Here is a 25467-nt window from a genome sequence, read left to right on the forward strand (position 1 = left end):
CGCCCGTGGGCGTCGGCCGGGACCTCGGGGATCTCGTCGCCGACCGGCGCCTCATGCACAACCGTCATCTCGAACCACTCCAAGGGTGAGGGAACCGTCCGAGCCCGCAGGCGGCGATCCGCTCCGCTGGGCGAACACATCTTCGGTCATGCACACTACTGAACGCGAAGGCATCATGGCGGATGGTTGATCAAGTTCGTGTCCACGAACGGGTGTTGCCCGGGTATCTGGCTGATACCGCATCACCTGCGCCCGAAATCAGCGGTCCGAATGGGCCCGGAACCGGGCGGTGCCGGGATTTTCGCGGGCCGGCCCACGGGTGATCGGGCGGCGGGGGGACCGCGTGGATCGGGTGCACGGAAGGGAAGTCGGCGGAGGGCCGGGGCGGTCCCGCGGGACCGATTCCGTCGCTCGCTGTCCACCCCTCGTCAGCACAGTGCACCAATCGTTTACTTGACGATCGGTTAGATCTTGCAGGATTCTGTTCCGCGAAGGGCATGTCCATGGATGTCGACAAGAGGGGAGGTCCCTGCATGGCCGGAAGCGGTCACCTCAGGACCTTGACTCGACGGACATCATGGAATACCCCCGCCCGTGCCGACCTGTCCCGGGCTGCCGGCGGACGGAATGCCACACATCTCAGGGGCATTCGGCAGGCGCAGGCCGAGGACTGCGCGAAGGACCGCCGCGGTTGGGAGCGCATCAAAACACGAAGCGACACGCAATCCGGCTGATCGCCGTCCAAGGGCGAGTCGGGTTGTGTCGCGTCGAAAAGCCGTGGTCGGGCGAGAACCAGACACCGGTCGGTGGATGCCGGCAATGACGCCGGTCCGGTGTGCCCGTTGATCCCCGTCCGGAGTTCCGGCTCCGGCACGTGCAATTCGACGCTCGACGCCGAGGCACGCCCGCTGCCGTGGCACAGCCATGGGAGCAGTCCGTTACGGCCGGGGCACCGGGGATGTCAAGAGGGGTCTTCCCATGCAGAAGAACGACGTTGCTGTCATCGGCATAGCGTGCCGGTTTCCCGGGGCGGAGAACTACCGCCAGTTCTGGGACAACCTGAAACACGGTCGCTCGCACATCGGCGAAGTCCCTCAAAGCCGTTGGGACTGGAGGAAATACGCTTCTCCGGACGGTGATCCCGGCGCGGGACGGGCGCGTACGGGCATCAGTAAATGGGGCGGCTTCCTCACCGGCGTGGACGCCTTCGACGCGGCGTTCTTCCATCTCTCCCCGCTGGAGGCGGAGAGCATGGACCCGCAACAGCGAATCATGCTGGAACTCGCCTGGTCGTGTATCGAGGACGCCGCCGTCCGGCCCGACGCGCTCTCCGGAACCGACGTCGGGGTCTTCCTCGGTTCCTACAATCTGGACTACAAGGAACTCCAGGAGCGGGAGCTCCGCGAGGTGGCGGCGCACCACTCCACCGGAACCGCGGGCGCGGTCATCGCCAACCGCATCTCCCACTTCTTCGACCTCCGCGGGCCGAGCGTGGCCGTCGACACGGCGTCGTCCGCCTCGCTGCACGCGCTGCACCTGGCCGTCCGGTCGCTGAACCAGGGCGAGTGCGGCGTCGCGCTCGCCGGCGGGATCAACCTCGTGCTGACCCCGGGCCGGAACGTCTCCTTCTCCAAGACCGGCATGCTCTCCCCGACCGGCTCCTGCAAGACCTTCGACGAACGGGCCGACGGTTACGTGCGCGGGGAGGGCGCGGGGCTCGTCCTGCTCAAGCCCCTGGCCGACGCCGTCCGCGACGGCGACACCGTCCACGGTGTCATCAAGGGCAGCGCCGCCAACCACAGCGGCCGCACCCGCACCCTGACCTACCCCAACGACGAGGCGCAGGCGCAGGTCGTCGCGGACGCGATCCGCCGGGCGGGGATCTCCCCTGACACCATCGGCTACGTCGAGGCGCACGGGACGGGGACGCCGACCGGCGACCCGGTCGAGATCCAGGGCCTGCTGAAGGGGTTCCGGGCGGCGCGCGGCGACGGTGCGCAGGCCGGTGCGGACGCGGAGGCGGGCGAGAAGGCGGAGGCGGGCCGGAAGGCGGACGCGGAGTCCGGCCGGTCGAACCACTGCGGCCTGGGCTCGGTGAAGCCGAACATCGGCCACCTGGAGGCCGCCGCGGGGATCGCGGGGTTCATCAAGGCCCTGCTGGCGCTGGAGCACCGGCAGCTGCCGGGCCTGAACAACTTCCGGAGCCTGAACCCGCGCATCGAGCTGGAGGGCACGCCGTTCCACATCGTGGAATCCCTGCGCCCCTGGAAGCCGCTGCTCTCGGAGACCGGTGAGCCCCTTCCGCGCCGCTGCGGCGTGAGCTCCTTCGGCTTCGGAGGCACCAACGCGCACGTCGTGCTGGAGGAGGCGCCGCCGCGCCCCGACGCCGCCCGGCAGCCCCGCCCCGGCTACCTGATCTGCCTCTCCGCCCGGACCACGACGGCGCTGGAGCAGCGGATCCGCGACCTGTCCGACTGGCTCGACCAGGAGTGGCCCGGCACCGACCTGACGGACCTCAGCGCCACACTGCTCCTCGGGCGCGAGCACCTCGACCGCCGGACGGCGCTGGTCGTGCGCAGCGCCGACGAACTGCGGGTGAAGCTGAAGCGCCTGCTGGAGGCCGGCCGGGCCCGGAACTGCTTCCACGACCGGGGCTCCGCCGGGCAGCCGGCCCCGGCCGGGGGAGAGCGGTCCGAAGCACCCCGTCCGGACGTCCCGGACACGTTCCACCTCGGCGTGGACCTCCCCGCCGAGGAGTACACGCAACAACTCCTGGCCCTGGCCGAGGCCTTCAGCGAGGGAGCCGACCGCCCCTGGGCGGACCTCTTCCCGGCCGCCGGGGCGCGAAGGCTCCGCCTGCCGACGTACGCGTTCGACCGGCGGCGCTTCTGGATCACCCCGGACGCCACCGACGCCGCTCCGGCGCCGGCCGGGCACGGGGAAGCCGCACACGAAGAAGCCGGGCACCAGGAAGCCGGGAACGAAGAACCAGCATCGGATGCGGCCGGGAACGCGCGCCGCGGGGAGTGGGCAGGTTTGGGCGTCGAAGAGAGTGTCGAGGCGGATCTCCGCAGCATCGCGGGCCAGGTCCTGAAGCTCGCGGCCGACGAGATCCACCCGAAGGACCGGCTGACCGACCTCGGGTTCGACTCGGTCGGCAACACGCAGCTGGCCCTGCGGCTGAGCGGGCACTTCGGGATCGACGTCACGCCCGAGCTCTTCTACACCTACTTCACGCTGGAGATGGTCCGGGACCACCTCGTCCGGGACCACCGGGACGCGGTGCGGCGCACCTACGGGGTGGCCGGGGAAGCCGCCCCCGCCGCGGCCGAGCCGGCGGCGCCCCGGGCCGAAGCCGCCCCCGCCCCCGCGCCGACCGGTACGGCCGCCGCCGACGACGCCATCGCCGTCATCGGGATGAGCGGACGCTTCCCCCAGGCCCGGACCGTCGACGAGTTCTGGAACCTCCTCGCCGAGGGCCGGGAGGCGATCGGGCGGATACCCGCCGACCGGGTGGAGAGCTGGCGCGGCCCCCTCGACGTGACCGGCGTCAGGGCCGGATGGCTGCCCGGCGCGGCCGAGTTCGACCCGCTGTTCTTCGAGATCTCCCCCAAGGAGGCCGAGACCATGGACCCGCGGCAGCGCCTGCTGCTGCAGGAGTCCTGGCGGGCACTGGAGGACGCCGGGTACGGGGCGAAGCAGCTCCGCGACAACACCATGGGCATGTTCGTCGGCGCCGAACAGGGCGACTACCAGCGCCTGACCGGTGACGAGGAGACGCTCACCTCGGGCCACGACGGCATCCTGGCCGCCCGCCTCGGCTACTTCCTGAACTTCTCGGGCCCGGTGCTCAGCATCAACACCGCCTGCTCGGCGGGCCTGGCGGCCGTGCACCAGGCCTGCCTGAGCCTGCGCAGCGGCGAGTGCGACACCGCGGTCGCGGCCGGCGTCAACCTCCTGTCGACCTCCAGGTTCTTCGAGCACGCCACCCAGGCCGGCATGCTGTCGGAGGACGGCGTCTGCTACGCCTTCGACCGGCGCGCCAACGGCCTGGTGATGGCCGAGGCCGTCGCCGTCGTCGTGCTGAAGCCGCTGTCGAAGGCGGTCGCCGACGGCGACCGGATCCACGCCGTCATCCGGGCCAGCGGCGTCAACTACGACGGCCGCACCAACGGCATCACCGCGCCCAGCCAGCCGTCGCAGGCCGCCCTGCTGAGCACCGTCTACGACCGGTTCGGCATCGACCCGGCCGGCATCGACCACGTGGTCGCGCACGGCACCGGCACCCGGCTCGGCGACCCCATCGAGGTCAACGCACTCGCCGGCGTCTTCGGCCGCCACACCGACAAGAAGCAGTACTGCGCCCTGACCTCGGTCAAGACCAACGTCGGGCACACCCTGGCGGCCTCCGGCGTGGTCAGCCTGATCGGCCTGGTGCAGGCCCTGCGGCACGAGACGCTGCCCGCCAGCCTCCACTGCGAGCAGGAGAGCGACTACATCGACTGGGCCCACAGCCCGTTCTACGTCAACCGCGAGGCGCGGCCCTGGAAGGACGAGCCGGGCCGCAAGCGGATGGGCGCGGTCAGCTCCTTCGGTATCAGCGGCACCAACGCCCATGTCGTGGTGGAGAGTCACGGCGCCGAGCCGGTCCGCTCCGGCGCCGGTGACCGGCCCTCCCAGCTGCTCGTGCTCTCCGCGAAGACGGACGAGGCACTGCGGACCAGGGCCGCGGAGCTGCTGGCCTTCCTGCAGAACGACGGGGCCGGCGAGACCGGCCTCGACCGGATCAGCGCCACCCTGCTCGGCGGCCGGCACCACTTCGCCCACCGCTGCGCACTGGTCGCCGCCACCCGGGCGGAGGCCGAGCAGCTGCTCCAGCAGTTCCTCGACGGCAAGAAGGCCCCCCAGCTGTTCCGCGGGGTGGCCGGCCGGGACTTCCAGCCGCAGGTCGCCCTCACCGAGTACGGCAACGAGCTGGTGGCGCGCGCCGCCGGCGCGGCCGCGGACCGTGGCCGCTACCAGGACGCCGTCCGCGCCCTGGCCGACCTCTACACCCAGGGCTACGAGCTCGACTGGGAGCGGCTGTTCGGCGACCGGCCGCCGCTGCGCGCCTCGCTGCCCGGCTACCCCTTCGCACGCGAGACCTACTGGGCCGAGGCCGCGGCGGACGGGTCGCGCCGCGCCCTGCCGGCGGCCGGCCCGGGGCCCCGCCCGCGCCTGCACCCGCTGCTGGACGGCAACGAATCCACGCTCCACGCCCAGCGGTTCGGCAAGCAGCTGTCGAAGGACGAGTTCTTCCTGCGGGACCACGTCGTGGACGGCAAGATCCTGCTCCCGGGCGTCGCCCACATGGAGATGGCGTACACGGCCGCCCGGCTCTCCAGCGGCTCCGAGGCCGTGACGCTCCAGGACATCATCTGGGGCCACCCGATCGTCATGGAGGACGACTCCCGGGCGGTCAACATCGAGCTCAGCCCGCTCAAGCAGGACTCGCTCGAGTACCTCATCTACAGCGAGAGCGACGGCAGGCGGACCGTCTTCTCCCAGGGCCGGGCCAACTACGCCGCGGAACAGCCCTCGCGGGTGCGGGGCAGCATCGACATCCCCGGCATCCTGGGGCGCTGCACCGGCCGCCAGGAGAACGCGGAGATCTTCGCGAGCTTCCGGGAGCTGGGCTTCGGCTACGGCGAGACCTTCCAGGCCATCGAGACGCTCCACTGCGGCGAGACCGAGGCCCTGGCCCGGATCGTGCTCGGGGACGGCCTGGCGGGCGAGTTCCCCGAGTTCACCATGCACCCCTCGCTCTTCGACGCCGCGCTCAACACCCTGCGGGGCATCGGCGAGCAGGACGGCGTGCTGAGAATCCCGTTCAGCCTCGAAGAGCTCGTCGTCTTCGCCCCCATCCCGAGCGTCTCCTACTGCCACGCCACGATCCACCGGATCGCCCGCGACGGCGCGGTCAGCGTCAACCTCGCGATCTGCGACGAGAACGGCGCCGAGTGCGTGCGGGCCACCGGGCTCGTCTTCAAGGAGTTCGCGGCCAAGAAGGACGAGGAACTGCACCTCTACGTCCCGCGCTGGACGGAGGGCACCGGCGAGAGCACCGGGCAGGAGCCGGACCCCGCCGGCGCGGAGCACGTGCTGCTCGTCCTCGACGACGACGAGGCGCGCCCGGCGCGGCTCGCGGACACGCACCCCGGCCGCGTCCTCCGGGTGACGGCCGGGCCCGCCTTCGCGGAGCCGTCCCCGGGCGTCTTCACCGTCGACCGCCGCAGCGGCGCCGACTTCGACCGGCTGCTGCGCACCCTCGACGAGCGCGGGCAGCTGCCGCACGCGATCGCCGACCTCTGGGCGCTGACGCCCGGCCCGTCCGGGCTCACCCTCGGGCTGGAGAGCCTGCGCCACCTCTTCCGTGCCGTGCACCAGGTCGGCATCGAGCACGAGATCCGGTACCTGGCCGTCCTTCCCGGCGAGCCGGGACAGGCCCGTGCGGCCGCGGAGGCGCTCTCCGGGTTCGCGCGCGCCATGACGCCCGTCAACCACCTCTTCCGGATGAACAGCCTCCAGCTCGACGCGACCGCGGGCGCCGGGGCCGTCGCCGACGGCGTGCTGCGGGAACTGCGCCTGGCCGAGGGCCCCACCGCGCGCGGCGGGCACGAGATCCGGCACGCCGACGGCACCCGCTCCGAGCGGGTCCTCCAGCCGTGGAACGGCGGCGGCCGGCCCGCGGCCTCGGCGCTGCCCCTGAAGGAGGGCGGCGTCTACCTGATCAGCGGCGGCGCCGGAGCGCTCGGGCTGCACCTCGCCGGCTACCTCGCCCAGCAGTGCCGGGCCAGGCTCGTCCTGCTCGGCCGCCGGCAGCCCGACGCCGAGCGGCGCGGGAAGCTCGCCGCCCTGGAGGCGGCCGGAGCCGAGGTCCTCTACCTCGCCTGCGACGTGGCCGACCGCGACGACGTCGGCCGGGCACTCGCCGCGGCACGCGAGCGCTTCGGCACGCTGGACGGCGTCTTCCACAGCGCCGGCCTCGTCGGCAGCGCCGGCGTCATGGAGGCCGGGCAGGCCGAGTTCGACGCCGTCCTGGCGCCGAAGCTGCACGGCACCGTCCACCTGGACGAGCTGACGCAGCAGGACCCGCTGGACTTCTTCGTCCTCTTCTCGTCCATCGCCGCCTACGTCGGCGACTTCGGGCAGGGCAGCTACGCCGCCGCCAACCGCTTCCTCGACGCCTACGCCCACCAGCGGGAGGCGCTGCGGGCCGAGGGCCTGCGCCACGGCCGGAGCATCTCGATCAACTGGCCCTACTGGGACGAGGGCGGGATGCTCGGCGACATCGAGCAGGACGGCACCGCCAAGACCCTGTACTACGACTACTCGGGCATGCGCGGCCTCAGGACGGCCGAGGGCATCCGGGCGCTGCTGACGATCCTCGTCTCCGGCGAGACCCAGGTCGTCGTGACCAAGGGCGAGCGGGCGAAGATCGAGAAGGTGCTGCGGGTGGCCGGCGCGGACCGGGCCAAGGCCGCCCGGAAGGCCCCGGCGCCGCGGGCCGCGGTGCCCGCCGCGACGGTCCGCCCGTCGGTCCGGGCACGCGTGACCGTCTCCGTCCCCGTGGCCGCGGAGCCGGTGGTGGTTGCGGGTGGTGGTTCGGAGGAGTTGCTGGGGCGGACGGTCGAGTACCTGAAGGACCGGTTGTCGCAGGTGTTCCGGATTCCGAAGGGGCGGATCGACGCTGCTGCGGAGTTGGGTGAGTACGGGATCGAGTCGATCCAGATCATGGAGTTGATGCGGCTTCTGGGGAAGGACTTCGAGTCGATCCCGGGGACGTTGTTCTTCGAGTACCGGACGATCGACGAGTTGGCGGGGTACTTCTCGGAGAACCAGGCGGAGCGGCTGCGCGAGCTGCTGGGCCTCGGGGAGTCCGCCGCCGCGGCGCCGTCCGCCCCGGTGGTCTCCGCGCAGCCGGTGCCGGCCGTGCCGGAGCCGGTGGTGGTTGCGGGTGGTGGTTCGGAGGAGTTGCTGGGGCGGACGGTCGAGTACCTGAAGGACCGGTTGTCGCAGGTGTTCCGGATTCCGAAGGGGCGGATCGACGCTGCTGCGGAGTTGGGTGAGTACGGGATCGAGTCGATCCAGATCATGGAGTTGATGCGGCTTCTGGGGAAGGACTTCGAGTCGATCCCGGGGACGTTGTTCTTCGAGTACCGGACGATCGACGAGTTGGCGGGGTACTTCTCGGAGAACCAGGCGGAGCGGCTGCGCGAGCTGCTGGGCCTCGGGGAGTCCGCCGCCGCGGCCCCGGCCGCCCCCGCTCAGCCGCTCCGGACCCAGCCGGCTCCGGCCGTCTCCGTCACCCCGGCGGCCACCGCCGCGCCGGCCGCGCAGGAGCGCCCGCAGGCCGCCGGACGGTCGCGCGACGTGGCGATCATCGGCGTCAGCGGCCGCTACCCGAAGGCCTGGGACCTCGACGAGTTCTGGAAGGTCCTGGAGCGCGGCGAGGACTGCATCGAGGAGATCCCGCCGCACCGCTGGGACAAGGACGAGCACTACGCCGCCGAGAAGACGCCCGGCAAGAGCAGCAGCAAGTGGGGCGGGTTCATCGACGGCGCCGAGAACTTCGACGCCCTGTTCTTCAACATGTCGCCGAACCAGGCCGCGCTGACCGACCCGCAGAGCCGGCTGTTCCTCCAGTCCGCCTGGGAGGCGATGGAGGACGCCGGGTACACGCGCAAGACCCTGAGCCCCGACAAGGCGCGCAAGGTCGGCGTCTACCTCGGCATGATGTGGAACGAGTACCAGCTGCTCAGCGGCCAGGAGGTGGTCCTCTCCGACCGTGCCGCGGCCTCCAACGCCGTCTCCTACTTCTTCAACCTGCACGGGCAGAGCCTGACCGTCGACACCGCCTGCTCGTCCTCGCTCTACGCGATCGCCATGGCCGTCGAGAGCATCCGCAACGGCACCGCCTCGCTGGCGTTCGCCGGCGGGGCCAACCTCTCGCTGCACCCCAACAAGTACGTGTCGCTCAGCCAGATGAACTTCTTCGCCAAGGACGGGCGCTGCCGCTCCTTCGGCGACGGCGGCACCGGCTACGTGCCCGGCGAGGGCGTGGGCTGCGTCCTGCTCAAGCCGCTCGACCAGGCCGTCGCCGACGGCGATCACATCCACGGCGTGATCCGCGGCGTCGCCACCGTCCACGGCGGCAAGACCAACGGGATGACGGTGCCCAACCCGCTGGCCCAGGCGGAGATGGTGACGGCCGCCCTGGCCGACGCCGGCCTCTCGGCGGAGGACATCAGCTACATCGAGGGCCACGGGACGGGCACCTCGCTCGGCGACCCGATCGAGATCACCGGTCTGACCCGGGCCTTCCGCAAGCACACCGCGAAGAAGCAGTACTGCCCGATCGGGTCGGTCAAGTCGAACATCGGCCACCTGGAGGGCGCGGCCGGCGTCGTCGCCGTCACCAAGGTGCTGCTGCAGATGCGGCACGGGATGCTCGCGCCGTCCCTGCACTCCGAGAAGCTGAACCCCTACATCGACTTCGCGAACACGCCGTTCTACGTCCAGCAGGAGCTGGAGCCGTGGACCCGCCCCACGCGGACGGTCGACGGCGTGACCCGCGAGCTGCCCCGGATCGCCGGCGTCTCCTCCTTCGGTGCCCACGGCGCCATCGCCCACGTGATCATCGAGGAGTACGTCCCCGCGGAGGAGCCGCGCACCGGCCGCACCGCGCAGCCGCAGATCGTCGCCCTGTCCGCCAAGGACGGCGACCGCCTGCGGGAGAAGGCCCGGGCGCTCCTGACGTGGCTGTCGGAGCAGGGCCGCGACGCCGCTCTGCCGGACATCGCGTACACGCTCCAGGTCGGCCGGGAGGCCATGGAGGAGCGGCTCGCCCTGGTGGTCGACGGCCACGACGCGCTGCGCGAGAAGCTCCGGGCCTTCCTGGACGGCGGGCAGGACGTCGAGGACGTCTTCCACGCCGGCGTGCGGCAGCACAAGGACACCGTCGCCCTCCTGGAGGCCGACGAGGAGATGCAGGAGGTGGTGGCGCGGTGGCTGGAGCGGGGCCGGGGCGAGAAGCTGGCCGAGCTCTGGGTCAAGGGCCTGGCCCTCGACTGGGACGCCCTCGCCCGAGGCGCCGAGGTGCGCCGCATCCCGCTGCCGACGTACCCGTTCGCGCAGGAGCGGCACTGGCTGGACGCGCCCAGGCCGCTGTCCCTTGGCCGGGCACCGGCCGGGCCGGTCGCGGCTGAGCCGGCCGCCGTCGTGCCGGTTGCCGTCGCGCCGGCCGGTGCGGCGTCGACCGTCGCCGCAACGGTCCCCGTGTCCGGGGAGCGGACCAGGCCGCTCGCCTTCGTGGAGGGCTGGGAGCCGCAGGCCCTGGACGGGGCGGCGGCGCGCAAGGTCGGCGGGATCGTCTTCCTCTGCACCGGCGCGGAGCGCCAGGCCGAGACCGCCCGGGCCGTGCGGGCGCTCGACCCCGCCCTGCCGGTCGCCTTCGTCGGCTTCGGCGACACCTGCCGCAAGGTCTCGCCGGACTCCTACGACGTCCGGCGCGGTGAGCCCGAGGACTACCGGGAGGCGTTCCGCGACCTCGCGGCGAACCGGCCCGGCATCGACGCGGTCGTCGACCTCCGGGCGCTGGAGCCCGGTTCGGACCTCGAGGACTTCGGCGACGTCGTCCTGACCCTCCAGGCCGTGGCCGCGGCCAAGCTCCCCGCGCGGCGCCTCGTGCTCGCGGGGGAGTACCGCGACGGCGTCGAGCGCGCCCTGCTGGAGGCGAACCTCGGCTTCGAGCGCTCGCTGGGCCTCGTGATGCCGCAGCTGTCCGTCGTGGCCGTGCTCCAGGACGCCGCCGACCCGCAGCGGCCCGCCACCGCGGCCGCGTGGACGGAGCGGCTGCTCGCCGAACTGCGCACGGAGAAGGCCGTCAGCGCGCTCTACCGCGCGGGCGGACGCTTCGTCAGCCGGGTCCGGCCCGTCGCCCTCGCCGAGCGCCCCGGCGCCCTGCGGCGCGGCGGCACCTACCTGGTCACCGGCGGGGCCGGCGGCCTCGGCATGATCGTGGCCCGCCACCTCGCCGAGAACTACGCGGCGAACCTCGTGCTGACCGGCCGTTCCGCACTGGACGCGGCGCGGCAGGAGAAGCTCGACGGCCTGACCGCCGCCGGGGCCCGGGCCGTGTACGTGCAGGCGGACGTGGCCGACGCGCAGGACATGAAGCGCGTCGTGGCGCAGGCCCGCGAGCGCTTCGGAGCGCTGAACGGCGTCGTCCACGCGGCCGGCGTCCAGGGCGAGGGCAGCGTCCTCCAGAAGGAGCTGAGCGCCTTCGAGGGGATCCTGGAGCCCAAGATCCGCGGCACGCTGGCGCTGGACGAGGCGCTGGCGGGCGAGGACGTCGACTTCGTCTGCTACTTCTCCTCGACCTCGGCCGTCATCGGCGACTTCGGCACCTGCGACTACGCGGTCGGCAACCGCTTCCAGATGGCCTACGCCGCCCACCGCGACGCGCGGGTGAGGGCCGGGCAGCTCTCCGGGCGGACGGTGGTCGTCAACTGGCCGCTGTGGCGCGAGGGAGGGATGGGCTTCGACCAGGACACCACCACGATGCTGCTGCGGTCGAGCGGCCAGGACTTCCTGGAGACGCGGGACGGCATCGCGCTGTTCGAGCAGCTGCTGGCCCAGGACGCCTCCCAGCACATGATCCTGGTGGGCCGGCCGAGCCGGGTGGTCCGCTTCCTCGGCCTGACGCAGCCGCAGCCGGCCGCCGTCCCGACCCGGCCGGCCGTCCCCGCCGTGCCGGCGATGAGCCCCGAGGAGGGCCTGGACCGGGACCTCAGGGAGATCATCAGCGGGGCCGTCAACATCGCCCTCGACAAGATCTACGAGGACGACAACCTCTCCGACTACGGCTTCGACTCGGTCAGCCTGGCCGAGCTGGCGGCCCGGCTCGGCGCGCACTACGGCGTCGAGGTCTCGCCCTCGCTCTTCTACAGCCACTCCACGCTGCGCAAGCTCAGGGGCTGGTACGCGGCCGAGCACAAGGACGTCCTCGCCGCGTTCTACGGCGGCGGCGCGGACGACGCCGCGCCCGTCGTCGAGGTGGCCGAGCCCGACTGGTTCCGGGAGGCGCTGGACCAGGCCGCCCCCGAGGCCGCCCCGGCCCGCCCCACCGTCGTCGCCACCGGCGCCACCGGTGAGGTGGCCGAGGCCATCGCCGCCGTCGAGGCCGCCACGGCCGGGCAGCGGACGGCCGGCACCCTGCCGGAGCCCGCCGCCCGGGCACCGTTCGGGCGGGGCGGGGACGACGACGCCATCGCCGTCATCGGCATGAGCGGCCGGTTCCCCGGCGCCGACGACGTCGACCGGCTCTGGTCCGTCCTCGCCGAGGGCCGCGACACCGTGACCCCGGTCGGCCGCGAGCGCCTCGCCCTCTGGGGCGAGCCCGAGGACAGCCCGTTCGGCGCCTTCCGGGTCGGCCAGCTGTCCGGGCCGGACGAGTTCGACCCGCTCTTCTTCGAGCTCTCCCCCAAGGAGGCGCAGAGCCTCGACCCGCGCCAGCGGCTGCTCCTCCAGGAGTCGTGGCGGGCGCTGGAGGACGCGGGCTGGAAGCCGGCGGCCACCCGCCGGGTCGGCATGTTCGTCGGCGTCGAGCAGGGCGACTACGGCGACCTCGCCCGCGGCACCGGCAGCATCACCGCCAACCACGACGGCATCCTCGCCGCACGGCTCTCCTACTTCCTGGACCTCAACGGCCCGGTGATGGCCCTCAACACGGCCTGCTCCTCCGGGCTCGTGGCGGCCCACCAGGCATGTGCGAGCATCCGCAACGGCGAGTGCGAGACCGCCCTCGCCGCCGGGGTCAGCCTGATCACGACCCCGCAGCTGCTGACCGGCACCCAGCAGGCCGGCATGCTCTCGGAGGACGGCGTCTGCCACGCCTTCGACAAGCGTGCCAACGGCATGGTGCTCAGCGAGGCCGTCGCCGTCGTCGTCCTGAAGAAGCTCTCCGCGGCCGTCGCCGACGGGGACCGGATCCACGCCGTCATCCGCGCCAGCGGAATCAACTACGACGGCCGGTCGAACGGCATCACCGCCCCCAACGGGGACGCCCAGACCGAGCTGCTGCGCTCCACCTACCGGCAGTACGGGGTCGACCCGGCGGACATCGAGTACGTCGTCGCGCACGGGACGGGCACCCGGCTCGGGGACCCGGTCGAGATCAACGCGCTCAACGACGCCTTCAAGGGGTTCACCGACAAGCAGCAGTACTGCGCCCTGACCTCGGTCAAGTCGAACGTCGGGCACACGCTCGCGGCCTCCGGCCTCGTCAGCCTCATCGGGCTCGTCCAGGCCATGCGCCACGAGACGATCCCGGCGAGCCTGCACTGCGAGCAGGAGAGCGAGTACATCGCCTGGAAGGACAGCCCGTTCTTCGTCAACAAGGCGAACCGGGCCTGGCCCGAGCGCCCCGGGCGCAGGCGCGTCGCGGCCGTCAGCTCGTTCGGGATGAGCGGGACCAACGCACACATGGTTGTGGAGAGTTATCCGGTGCAGAACGACGACGAGGCCGCGACGATGCCCGCCCACCTGCTGGCCCTGTCGGCCAAGTCCGAGGAGTCGCTGCGGCAGCGGGTCGCCGACCTGATCGACTTCCTGGAGGACGCCACCCGCCCGCAGGGCCTGCGCGAGGTCGGCGCGACCCTGCTCGACGGCCGGCCGCACTTCCGGCACCGCTGCGCCGTGGTGGCCCGCGACGCCGCCGAGGCCGTGCGCCTGCTGCGGCAGTGGAGCCGGGACGGACAGGCGCCGGACGTCTTCACCGCACGGGTGCCCAAGGGCTTCGCGCCGAAGGAGGAGGTGCGCGAGGCCGGCAACCGGCTGCTGGAGCAGGCGGCCCTGCTGCACCACGACGCCGCGCTCCACACCGACGCGCTGCGCGCCGCCGCCAAGGCCTACTGCCAGGGGAACGACCTCGAATGGCTGCGGCTGTTCGGCGGCCGCCGCCCGGCCCCGGTCTCGCTGCCCGGCTACCCCTTCGCCCGGAAGCAGCTGTGGCAGGACGTCGCGCCGCAGGCGCCGGGCGTGCCCGGCCACCCGCTGCTGCGCGCCGCCGAGCCCGGCCGGCCGGCCGGCACGACCCTCACCGGCCGGGAGTTCTTCCTGCGCGACCACGTCGTGGCCGGGGAGAAGGTCCTCCCCGGTGTGGCCCACCTGGAGCTGGCCCGGGCCGCCCACGCCGCCGACCGGGCGGACGGGGCTGGGCGGACCGGCGGCGTCTCGATCCGGGACGTCGTCTGGATGCGGCCGGTCAAGGTCGGTGACACCCCGTCGGACGTGCGGGTCGAGCTCGAACCGGACGCCACCGGCGTGCGCTACCGGATCCTCGCCCCGGTCGCCGGCGCGCAGCCGGCCGTGCACAGCCAGGGCCGCATCGTCGTCGCCGACACCCCGCGCCCGGCCCCGCTGGACCTGGCCCGGCTGCGGGCCGAGTGCGGATCCTTCGAGATCGCCGCCGCCGAGGCCTACGCCTCGTACCGGCGCAGGGGGATCGCCTACGGGCCGGCCTTCCAGGGCCTGGTGCGGATCCTCGTCGGTGAGGGGCAGGCGCTCGCCGAGCTGGCGCTGCCGCAGGAGGCGGAGCACGGCCTCGAGCGCCTCGTGCTGCACCCCAGCCTGCTCGACGCCGCGCTGCAGGCCTCCGTCGGCCTGCTGGACGCCACCGACGGCGCCCACCTGCCGTACGCGCTGGAGGAGTTGGAGATCCTCGGGCCCTGCACGCCGACCATGTGGGCCTGGCTGCGGCGCAGCGGCCGGGCGGCCGCGCAGGGCGGCGGGGCGCAGGGCGGCGACAAGCTCGACATCGACCTGTGCGACGCGCAGGGCAACGTGAGCGTGCGGATCAGGGCGTTCAGCACCCGCCCCGTCAGGCGCGACACCCAGGCGGTGCCCGCCGAGGCCCCGGCCGCGGGGCGGCTGACGCTGCTCAAGCCGGGCTGGGAGCAGGCCGAGCCGCCGTTCCCGCCGGCCGCGCAGCGCGGCCCCGGCGGCCGGATCCTGCTCGTCGGCGACCAGCCGGACGCGCTGGGCTCGGTCCTCACCGGGCACGAGGGCGTCGAGGTCCTGCTGCTGCGGGCCGGCGACACCGTCGAGGGCCTGCGGGCCCGCCTGGCACGCGGCGGCGCGGCCTACGACCAGGTGGTCTGGGTGGCCGGCGGCGGCACGCCGGTGGGGCCGGAGAGCGACGCCCTGGTCGAGCGGCAGGAGGAGGGCGCGTACGCCGGCTTCCGGCTCGCCAAGGCGCTGCTGGCGCTCGGTTACGAGAAGCGGGCCCTGGAGTGGACCGCCGTGACCGTCCGCAGCCAGTTCGTCGACGACGCCGACGAGGTCGACCCGACCCACGCCGGCGTCCACGGCCTGCTGGGCTCGCTGGCGAAGGAGAACCCGCGGTGGCGGGTGCGCCTCGCCGACGTCGAGGAGCTGCGCGAGTCCGTCCTGCGCGAGGCGCTCGACCTCCCGGCCGAACCGGTGGCCGCCACCTGGGCGCACCGCGGCGGGCGGTGGTACCGCCAGACCCTGGTGCCCGTGCCGGCCGACGCGGCCGCCCGGGAGGACGCCACGGCGTACAAGCACGGCGGCGTCTACGTGGTCATCGGCGGCGCCGGCGGCCTCGGGGCGGCCTGGACCGAGCACGTCGTGCGCGACTACCGGGCGCAGGTGGTCTGGATCGGCCGCCGCCCCGAGGACGAGGCGATCCGGGCCCGGATCGCCGAGCTGGGCCGGCTCGGCCCCGCGCCCTGGTACCTCCAGGCCGACGCCACCGACCGGGACTCCCTCGCGGCCGCCGTCGCCCGGGTCAAGGCGCGCTTCCCGCAGATCAACGGCGTCGTCCACTCCGCCATCGCCCTGCTCGACCAGAGCGTGGCGCGGATGACCGAGGACCGGTTCCGGGCCGCCGTGCGGGCCAAGGTGGACGTCAGCGTCCGGATGGCCCAGGTGTTCGCCGGAGAGCCGCTGGACTTCGTGCTGTTCTTCTCCTCGCTCAACTCCTTCCAGCGCTCCGCCGGGCAGAGCAACTACGTCTGCGGCTGCGTCTTCAAGGACGCCTTCGCCCGGCTCCTCCAGCAGACCTGGCCCGCCACCGTGAAGGTGATGAACTGGGGCTACTGGGGCAGCGTCGGCGTCGTCGCCGCCGACGCCTACCAGCGGCGGATGGAGCTGGACGGCATCGGCTCCATCGAGCCCGCCGAGGGCATGGCGGCCCTGGACGTGCTGCTCTCGGGCCCGTTCGACCAGCTCGCCGTCGAGAAGACCACGACCCCGAAGCGGGCCGGGCACCGGGCGGCCGGTGCCGCCGGCACGGTGCGGACCGCGGACGAGCGCCGGCTGCAGCGCGTCCTCGCCGACTCCGGCAGCGCCCGGGGCTTCGACGACGAGCTGCTCTGCGAGCTCCTCTTCACGCAGCTGCGGGCCCTGGGGCTGAAGGCGGCGGGCGGCAGCGTCGCCGAGCTCCGGGCCGCCCTGAAGCCGGGCGGCGGCTACGACCGCTGGCTCGACGAGAGCCTGCGCATCCTGGCCGGCCACGGCTACCTGGCGTACGACGGGCACGGCGCCGGGCACTACACGCCGACCGCCAAAGCACCGGCCGACGGTGACGCCGTGTGGCGGCGCTGGGAGGCGCTGTGCCGGGAGAGCAACGGCGCCAGCGCCTACGTCAACCTGCTGGACCCGGCGCTGCGCGCGTTCCCGGAGGTCCTCACCGGCCGCCGGCCCGCGACCGACGTCATCTTCCCCGCCTCGTCCATGGCGCTGGTCGAGGGCGTCTACCGGCACTGCGACAGCGCCGACGCCCTGAACGAGATCATGGCGGACGAGGTGGCGGCCCGGGTCGCGGCCCTGCTCGACCGGGACCCGGCCCGCAAGGTGCGGATCTTCGAGATCGGCTCCGGCACCGGCGGCACCAGCGAGAAGGTGCTGCGCCGGCTCGCCCCGTACCGCGACGGCGTCGCCGAGTACCGCTACACCGACCTCTCCCGGTACTTCCTGCTCAAGGGGCAGAAGGAGTTCGGCGCCGAGCACCCGTACGTGCGGTTCGGCCTGTTCGACGTGGAGCGCGAGCCCGCGGCGCAGGGCGTGACCGAGGGCGGTTACGACATCGTCCTCGCCACCAACGTCCTGCACGCCACCCGCGACGTGCGGGCGGCCGTCCGGCACGCCAAGGCGCTGCTGGGCGCCGACGGCGAGCTCGTGCTCAACGAGATGGCCGCGCGCACGCTGTTCCTGCACCTGACCTTCGGTCTGCTCGACGGCTGGTGGCTCTACCAGGACGCCGAGCTGCGGATCGAGGGCTGCCCCGGCCTGGCGCCCGCGACCTGGCGGACGGTGCTGGAGGAGGAGGGGTTCGGCCCCGTCGCCTTCCCGGCCGCCGCGGTGCACGACGCCGGGCACCAGATCGTCGTGGCCCGGGCCGGTGCCACCGTGGCCGCGCAGGCCGGTGCCGCCGTCCTGGCCGGGTCTGCCGACCTGGCCGGGCCCGCTGCCGTGGCCGCCGCGGTGCCGGTCGCGGTGACCGCCGCCGTGCCGGGCGAGGGCGAGGTGCGGGCGCAGGTGCAGCGCACGATCGTCGACCGGATCCAGACCTCCCTCGGGCTGGCCGCGAGCGAGATCCACGAGGAGGACGCGTTCGCCGACTACGGCGTGGACTCCATCCTCGGCGTGCAGCTGATCCAGGACCTCAACGAGGTGCTGGGCGGTGTGCTGGTGACCACCGACCTCTTCGACCACGGCTCGGTGCGCCGGCTGGCGGCGTACGTCGCCGACGCCTTCCCGGAGCAGGCGCGGGCGCTGGTGGCCCCGGTGGCGGCCCCGGCCGTTGCCCCGGCCGAAGCTCCGACGGTGGTTCCGGCCGAGGTCCCGATCGTGATCCCGGCCGTTCCGGCCGGGGCCCGGGAGGCCGGTGCCTTCGACGCCGCGGCTGCCGAGGCACGCGTCCGGGAGGTGATCGTCACGCAGATCGAGCACTCCCTCGGCCTGGACCGCCGGGAGATCTCCGAGGAGGACGCGTTCGCCGACTACGGCGTCGACTCCATCCTCGGGGTCGGGCTGACGCAGGATCTGAACACCGCCCTCGGCATCACGCTGGCGGCCACCGACCTGTTCGACCACAGCTCGGTGCGGGCGCTGGCGCGCTACGTGGTGGAGTACCACCGCGACGAGGCGGCCGCCGCCTTCGTCGGGGAGCCCGCGCCGGCCGCCTCGACCCGCGCCGCCGTCGTGCCCGCCGCCGTCGCCCCGGCTCCGGTCGTCGCTACCGCCGTCCTTCCCGCGCCGGTGCCCTCGGCCACCGCCGGCCCCGTCACCGCCGCCCCCGTCACCGCCCCCGCGCCGGAGGCCCCCGTGGCCGTCGCCCCCGCCGCTGCGGCGGACCCGTCCACCGAGCCGATCGCGATCATCGGCCTGAGCGGCAGGTTCGGTACCGCCAAGGACGTCCACCAGCTCTGGCAGCACCTCGCCGAGGGCCGCAGTCTGGTCGGCGAGATCGACCGCTGGGACCTCTCGACCTACGTGTCCCCCGGCGCCGGCCACCCCCGGTACGCCTCGCTCATGGACGACATCGACCTCTTCGACCCGATGTTCTTCCAGATATCCGGCCTTGAGGCCACCTACATGGACCCGCAGCAGCGCCTCACGCTGGAGGAGTCCTGGAAGGCGCTGGAGGACGCCGGCTACGCCGGTGAGGCGGTCCGCGGCCGGGCCTGCGGGGTCTACATCGGCACCCAGGTCAGCGACTACCTGACCGCGCCCGCCGAGGACGCCCCGGCCCAGGCCATGTGGGGCAACGCCGAGGCGATCATCCCGGCGCGGATCTCCTACTACCTCGACCTCCAGGGCCCCGCCATCGCCGTCGACACGGCGTGCTCCGGCTCGCTGGTCGCCATCCACCTCGCGTGCCAGGCGCTGCGCGCCGGTGAGGTGGAGCTGGCGCTGGCCGGCGGGGTCTCGGTGCAGTGCGCGCCCGACTACTACCTGGCGGCCCACAAGGCCGGCATGCTCTCCGACACCGGGCAGTGCCACACCTTCGACGAGCGGGCGGACGGCTTCGTCCCCGGCGAGGGCGTCGGCATGGTCGTGCTCAAGCGCCTGCGGGACGCCCTCGCCGACGGCGACCACATCCACGGGGTGGTGCGCGCCTCCGGCCTGAACCAGGACGGCACCTCCAACGGCATCACCGCGCCGAGCGCCAGGTCGCAGGAGCGGCTGGAGCGTACGGTCTACGACACCTTCGGGATCGACCCGGCCGGCATCCAGCTGGTCGAGGCCCACGGCACCGGCACCAAGCTCGGCGACCCGATCGAGTTCCAGGCGCTGAGCCGGGCGTTCCGCCACTACACCGACAAGCAGGAGTACTGCGCGATCGGCTCGGTGAAGACCAACATCGGGCACGCGGCACCGGCCAGCGGCGTCGCCGGCCTCGCCAAGATCCTGCTCGCCATGCACCACCGCGAGCTGCCGCGCTCCCTCCACTTCGAGCAGGGCAACGCCCACATCGCCTTCCGGGGCAGCCCGTTCTACGTGAACACCGTCCACCGCGACTGGACGGCCGGGCCGGGCCGCCCGCGGCTGGCCGCGCTCAGCTCGTTTGGCTTCAGCGGCACCAACGCGCACCTGGTGATCGAGGAGGCCCCCGAGCGGCCGCGCACCGCGCCGGCCGCCGCCGGCCAGCTGGTGGTGCTCTCCGCGCTCTCCCGGGACCAACTGCGCACCCAGGCGGCTCAGTTGCTGGACCACCTGGACGGCAACCCGGGCGTCGGGCTGGGCGACATCGCCCTGACCCTGCTCCTGGGCCGGCGGCACTGCCCGGTCCGCCTGGCCTGCGTCGCCCGGGACACCGCCGAGCTGGTGGCGCGGCTGCGCGAGTGGCTCGCGGACGGCCGCGAGGAGCACGTGCGCGTCGCCGACCTCGCGGACCACGCGCCGCGCCCGCAGACATCCCTGGAGCAGTTCGGCAACAGCTGCATCCGCCAGTGCGCCGAGGGCGCGGCCGGGACGGCCCGGACGGAGCAGCTGGAGGCCGTGCGCGACCTGTACCTCCAGGGCTACGAGCTGGAGTACGCGCGGCTCTTCGCCACCGGCGCGCACCTGCGCGTCCCGCTGCCGACCTACCCCTTCCTGCGGCAGCGCTACTGGCTGCCCGAGGAGGCCCGGACGCAGCGTCCGGCCCTGCCCGCCGCCCCTGCTGTCGCCGCCCCCGCAGCGGCCCTGCCCGCCGCCCGCACGGCCGGCCCGGAGGACGGCGACCACCTGTCGCTGGCGCCGCTCTGGGTCCGCGAGCCGGCCCCCGAGCCGGCCGCCGGCCCGGGTATCGTCCCGGCCCTGGACGGCAACGTCGTGGTCGTCGGGGGAGACGCCGCGGAGCACGCCGCCATCGCCGCCCTCTGTGCCACGCCGCACTTCCTCACCACCAGCGACACGCAGAGCACCGAGGCGCTCACCGCGGCGCTGCGGCGCGTCGGCACCGTCCGGCACCTCGTCTGGATCTCGCCGGCCGACGACAGCGCCGAGGCCACCGCGCTGCTGCGGCGCACCGACGCCGGCGTGGTGACGTTCTTCCGCCTGACCAAGGCCCTGTTCGCACTGGGCTACGGCAGCGAGGAGCTGAGCTGGACGGTGGTGACCCGGCAGACGCAGTCCGTGCTGCAGGGCGAGACGGTCCACCCCGCCGACGCGGCCGTGCTCGGCCTGGCCGGCGTGATGGCCAGGGAGCTGCCCGACTGGGGTGTGAAGTCCTTCGACCTCGGCGCGACCGAGCCGGCCCCCATGGCCGCCCTGCTCGGCTCTCCCGCGCGGACGGTGCGGGCGCTGCGGGGCGGGCAGTGGTTCCGCCGCAGCCTGGCCCGGGTGGAGCTCCCCGCGCCGGCCCGGACCCCGTACAAGGAGGGCGGCGTCTACGTCGTCCTCGGCGGGGCCGGCGGGATCGGCGAACTCTGGAGCGAGGACGTCATCCGGCGCTTCGGCGCCCAGGTGGTCTGGATCGGCCGCCGGGAGAAGGACGACGCCATCCAGCAGAAGATCGACCGGCTGGCGGCCCTGGGCCGCGCGCCCTGGTACGTCCCGGCGGACGCGGCCGACCCGGAGTCGCTGCGGGCCGCGTACGCGAAGGTCAGGGAGCGGTTCGGCACCGTCCACGGCGTGGTCCAGTCGGTCTTCGGCCTGGTGGACCAGAGCCTGCCCAACACCAGCGAGGAGCAGTTCCGCCGGGGCCTGAGCGCCAAGGTCGACGCCAGCGTGCGGATGGCGGAGGTGTTCGACGCCGAGGGCCTCGACTTCCTGCTGTACTTCTCCTCGATCGCGTCGATCAACCAGACCATGGGCTACTGCAGTTACGTGGCCGGCAACGCCTTCGAGGACGCCCTCGCCGACCGCCTGTCGGCCGGGCGCGGCTACGCCGTCAAGGTCGTCAACTGGGGCTACTGGGGTGCCGTCGGGAGCGGGCTCGACGTCCCGCAGCACGTCCGGGAGCGGATCTACCAGCAGGAGGGCCTAGGCGACATCGACCCGGCGCTCGCCATGGACGCGGTCGAGCGGCTGCTGGCCGCCCCGCTCGGCCAGCTGGTCTACGTCAACACCCGCAAGCCGGAGCGGTTCGAGGCCTACGCGGACCACGAGTCCGTCCGGGTGCTGAGCCCGGCGGCCGCCCAGGCCGGCCCGATCACTCCCGAACTCCCGTCGCGCCAGAGCGCGTTGCGGACGGTGGAGACGCAGGCGAAGGACAAGCTCCGGGAGCTGGACGCGCTGCTGGCCAAGCTGCTCTGGTGCGAGCTGCACGGCCGTGGCTGGTTCGCCGGCGGGGCCTTCGATGCGGCCGCCCTCCAGCGGGCCAACGGGATCACCGGCAAGTACGACCGCTGGCTCCAGGAGACCCTCGAACTCTTCGTGCGGCAGGGCTGGCTCGTGGAGACCGGCGCCGGCTACCGCGCCGGCGCCGTGAGCCCGCTCGACCCGGCCGCCACCGCGGCCGAGTGGGAGCGCAACAAGCGGGCGTGGCTCGCCGACCCGGAGCTGCGCGCCTCGGTGGACCTGGTGGACAAGACCCTCCGGGCGCTGACCGCCATCCTCACCGGGGAGACCTCCGCCGTCGACGTCATCTTCCCCGGATCCTCCCTGGACCTCGTGGAGGGCATCTACAAGCGGAACATGATCGCCGACTACTTCAACGACGTCGTCGGCGACTGCACCGTCGCCCTGGTCGAGCGCCGGCTGGCGGAGGACCCGGGCGCGAAGTTCCGCATCCTGGAGGTCGGCGCCGGCACCGGCGGCACCACCGCCACGATCATGCGCCGGCTGCGCCCGTACGCGGAGCACATCGGGGAGTACTGCTACACCGACCTCTCCCGGGCCTTCCTCATCCACGGCAGGCAGCAGTGGGGAGCGGAGAACCCGTTCCTGCGCTGTGAGCTCTACGACGCCGGCCGCCCGGTGGCGGAGCAGGGGTTCGAGGAGGGCGGGTACGACCTCGTCATCGCGACCAACGTGCTCCACGCGACCAAGGACATCCGCGTGTCGCTGCGCAACAGCAAGGCCCTGCTGCGGCCCGGCGGCGCCGTCGTCGTGAACGAGATCGACGGCTACACCGTGTTCGGCATGCTGACCTTCGCGCTCCTGGACGGCTGGTGGCTGTACGACGACCCGGAGCTGCGGGACGCCGGCGGCCCGGGGCTGGAGCCCCGGATGTGGCAGTTCGTCCTGGAGTGGGAGGGCTTCGCGGCCGTCGAGTTCCCGGCGCGGGACGCGCACCCGCTCGGCCAGCAGGTCGTCGTCGCCTTCAGTGACGGCGTGATCCGCCAGGCCGACGGCGGCCGGCCGCCGGTGGCGGCACCCGCCGTGGCGCAGCCTGCGCCCCAGCCGGTCGCGTCCCGGCCCGTCGCGGCGCAGTCCGTCGCGCCGCAGTCCGTGCCGGCCGTCGCGCCGCAGCCCGTGCCGGCGGACCAGGCGGCGTTCAAGGGCGCGATGCGGACCTACCTGACGGAGCTGGTCGCGCGCACCCTGCTCATCCCGGCGGAGTCCATCGACGCCCGGGAGGCGCTGTCCGCCTACGGCATCGACTCCATCCTCATCCTCCAGCTCCTCAACAACCTCAAGAAGGACCTGGGGGAGGTCAGCAGCACGCTCTTCTTCGAGTACCGCACGATCGAGGCGCTCACCGAGCACTTCGCCGGCCGTCAGGACGAGGCCCTGGAGCGGGCGGTCGGCCTCGCGCCCGCCCCCGCCCCCGCAGCGGTGCCGGCGGCCCCGGCCGTGGCGACCGCCGAACCCGTGCAGGAGGCCCCGGCCGCCCCGGTGGTGCAGGCGGTCCGGACGGCCCCGGTGGTGGCGGCCGAGCCGTCGCGCCCCGCACCCGCCACCACGCCCGCCCGCACCGGTGACATCGCCATCGTCGGGATGAGCGCCCGGTTCCCGCAGGCCGAGACGCTGGACGCGTACTGGGAGAACCTGCGGTCCGGCCGGAACTCGGTCACCGAGATCCCCGCCGACCGGTGGCCCCTCGACGGGTTCTACGAGCCCGACAAGGAGAAGGCCGCCGCGGAGGGCAAGAGCTACAGCAAGTGGGGCGGCTTCCTCGACGGCTTCGCCGACTTCGACCCGCTGTTCTTCGAGATGACGCCCAACGAGGCCCTGGAGATCGACCCGCAGGAGCGGCTCTTCCTCCAGGAGACCTGGAAGGCCTTCGAGGACGCGGGCTACACGCGGGCGCGCATCGAGGAGGAGTTCGACGGCCGGGTCGGTGTCTTCGTGGGCATCACGCGCGCCGGGCACAACCTCTACGGGCCCGAGCGGTGGCGTCGCGGCGACACGGCCTACCCGTACACCTCCTTCGGGTCGGCGGCCAACCGCGTCTCGTTCAAGCTGAACCTGAACGGCCCGAGCATGCCCGTCGACACCCTCTGCTCGTCCTCGCTGACGGCACTTCACGAGGCGTGCGAGCACCTGCTCCGCGGCGACTGCGAGCTGGCCGTGACCGGCGGCGTGAACCTCTACCTGCACCCGTCCAGCTACCTCAACCTGTGCAACCTCCAGATGCTCTCGGACGAGGAGAAGTGCCGCAGCTTCGGGCTCGGCGGCAACGGCTTCGTCCCCGGCGAGGGCGTCGGCGCGATCGTGCTCAAGCGACTGGAGGACGCCGAGCGGGACGGTGACCACATCCACGCCGTCATCCGCGGCACCGGCATCAACCACGGCGGGACGACCAACGGCTACACCGTGCCGAACCCGGTGGCGCAGGGCAAGGTCGTGCGCCAGGCGCTCGACCGGGCCGGCGTCGACGCGCGCACCATCAGCTACGTCGAGGCCCACGGCACCGGGACGGCGCTCGGCGACCCGATCGAGATCAACGGCCTGACCAGGGCGTTCTCCGGCGACACCCAGGACGTCCGGTACTGCGCGATCGGCTCGGCCAAGAGCAACATCGGCCACGCCGAGGCCGCGGCGGGCATCGCGGGCGTGCTCAAGGTCGTGCTCCAGCTGCAGCACGGCGAGCTGGCCCCCAGCCTGCACGCCGAGGAGCTGAACCCGCACATCGACTTCGATTCCACGCCCTTCGTGGTCCAGCGGGACCAGGCGGAGTGGAAGCGCCCGGTCGTCACCGTGGACGGCGTCACCGCCGAGGTGCCGCGCCGCGCCGGTGTCTCCTCCTTCGGGGCGGGCGGCGCCAACGCCCATGTGGTGATCGAGGAGTACGTCCCGAAGGCGCCGGCCGCCGCGGGCGCTCCGGCCGGCGGGCCCGCCGTCGTCGTCCTCTCCGCCAAGGACGAGGACCGGCTGCGGGAGCAGGCCGCCGCCCTGCTGCGCTGGCTGCCGACCGGGGAGCGGCGCGGGGTGTCCGTCACCGACGTCGCCCACACGCTGCAACTCGGCCGCGAGGCCATGCCCGAGCGGCTGGGGACGGTCGTCGGTTCGCTCGGCGAGCTGCGGGAGCGGCTCCAGGGCTTCCTGAGCCACCCGGAGCGGACCGAGGGGCTGCACCGCGGCCGGGTGAAGCGCCACGACCGCGCGCTCTCCGCGCTCACCGCCGACGAGGACATGGGCGCGATCCTCGAAGTCTGGATCGCCAAGGGGAAGTTCGCGAAGGTGCTCGACCTCTGGGTGAACGGCTTCGAGCTCGACTGGCGCAGCCTCCACCCGGGGCGCACGGCCCGGGTCGTCCCGCTGCCCACCTACCCCTTCGCCCGCGAGCGGTACTGGATCGCGGAGAAGCCGATCGACGGTGCCGGGACGGGCGGTCCCGGGACGGACGCCGCCGGGACGGGCGGTCCCGAGGGCGCGACCGGCGCGGCCGAGGCCGGCCTGCCGGGGGCGCTGCTCGACGACGTCCTCGACAGCTACCTGAACGACTCCCTCGGCATGGAAGCCGCCGCAGAGCACATCCGCCGGTCGTTCGACGACGCCGGCCGCACCACGGACAACGGGGGTCGCTGA

General features: G+C 73.4%; 1 protein-coding gene. It reads left to right on the plus strand.

Annotated features, from left to right (window positions below):
- The first annotated feature begins 978 nt into the window (after positions 1-978).
- On the plus strand, positions 979-25467 hold the full coding sequence (locus tag ACZ5WK_RS22150; RefSeq protein WP_465549218.1) for an SDR family NAD(P)-dependent oxidoreductase: 24489 nt from the start codon (positions 979-981) through the stop codon (positions 25465-25467).

It is taken from the genome of Kitasatospora sp. NPDC032757 (genome assembly GCF_055579305.1).

Excerpts from the sequence above, each read along its gene's own strand:
- ACZ5WK_RS22150 (WP_465549218.1), top strand. The coding sequence starts at position 979 with ATGCAGAAGAACGACGTTGCTGTCATCGGCATAGCGTGCCGGTTTCCC.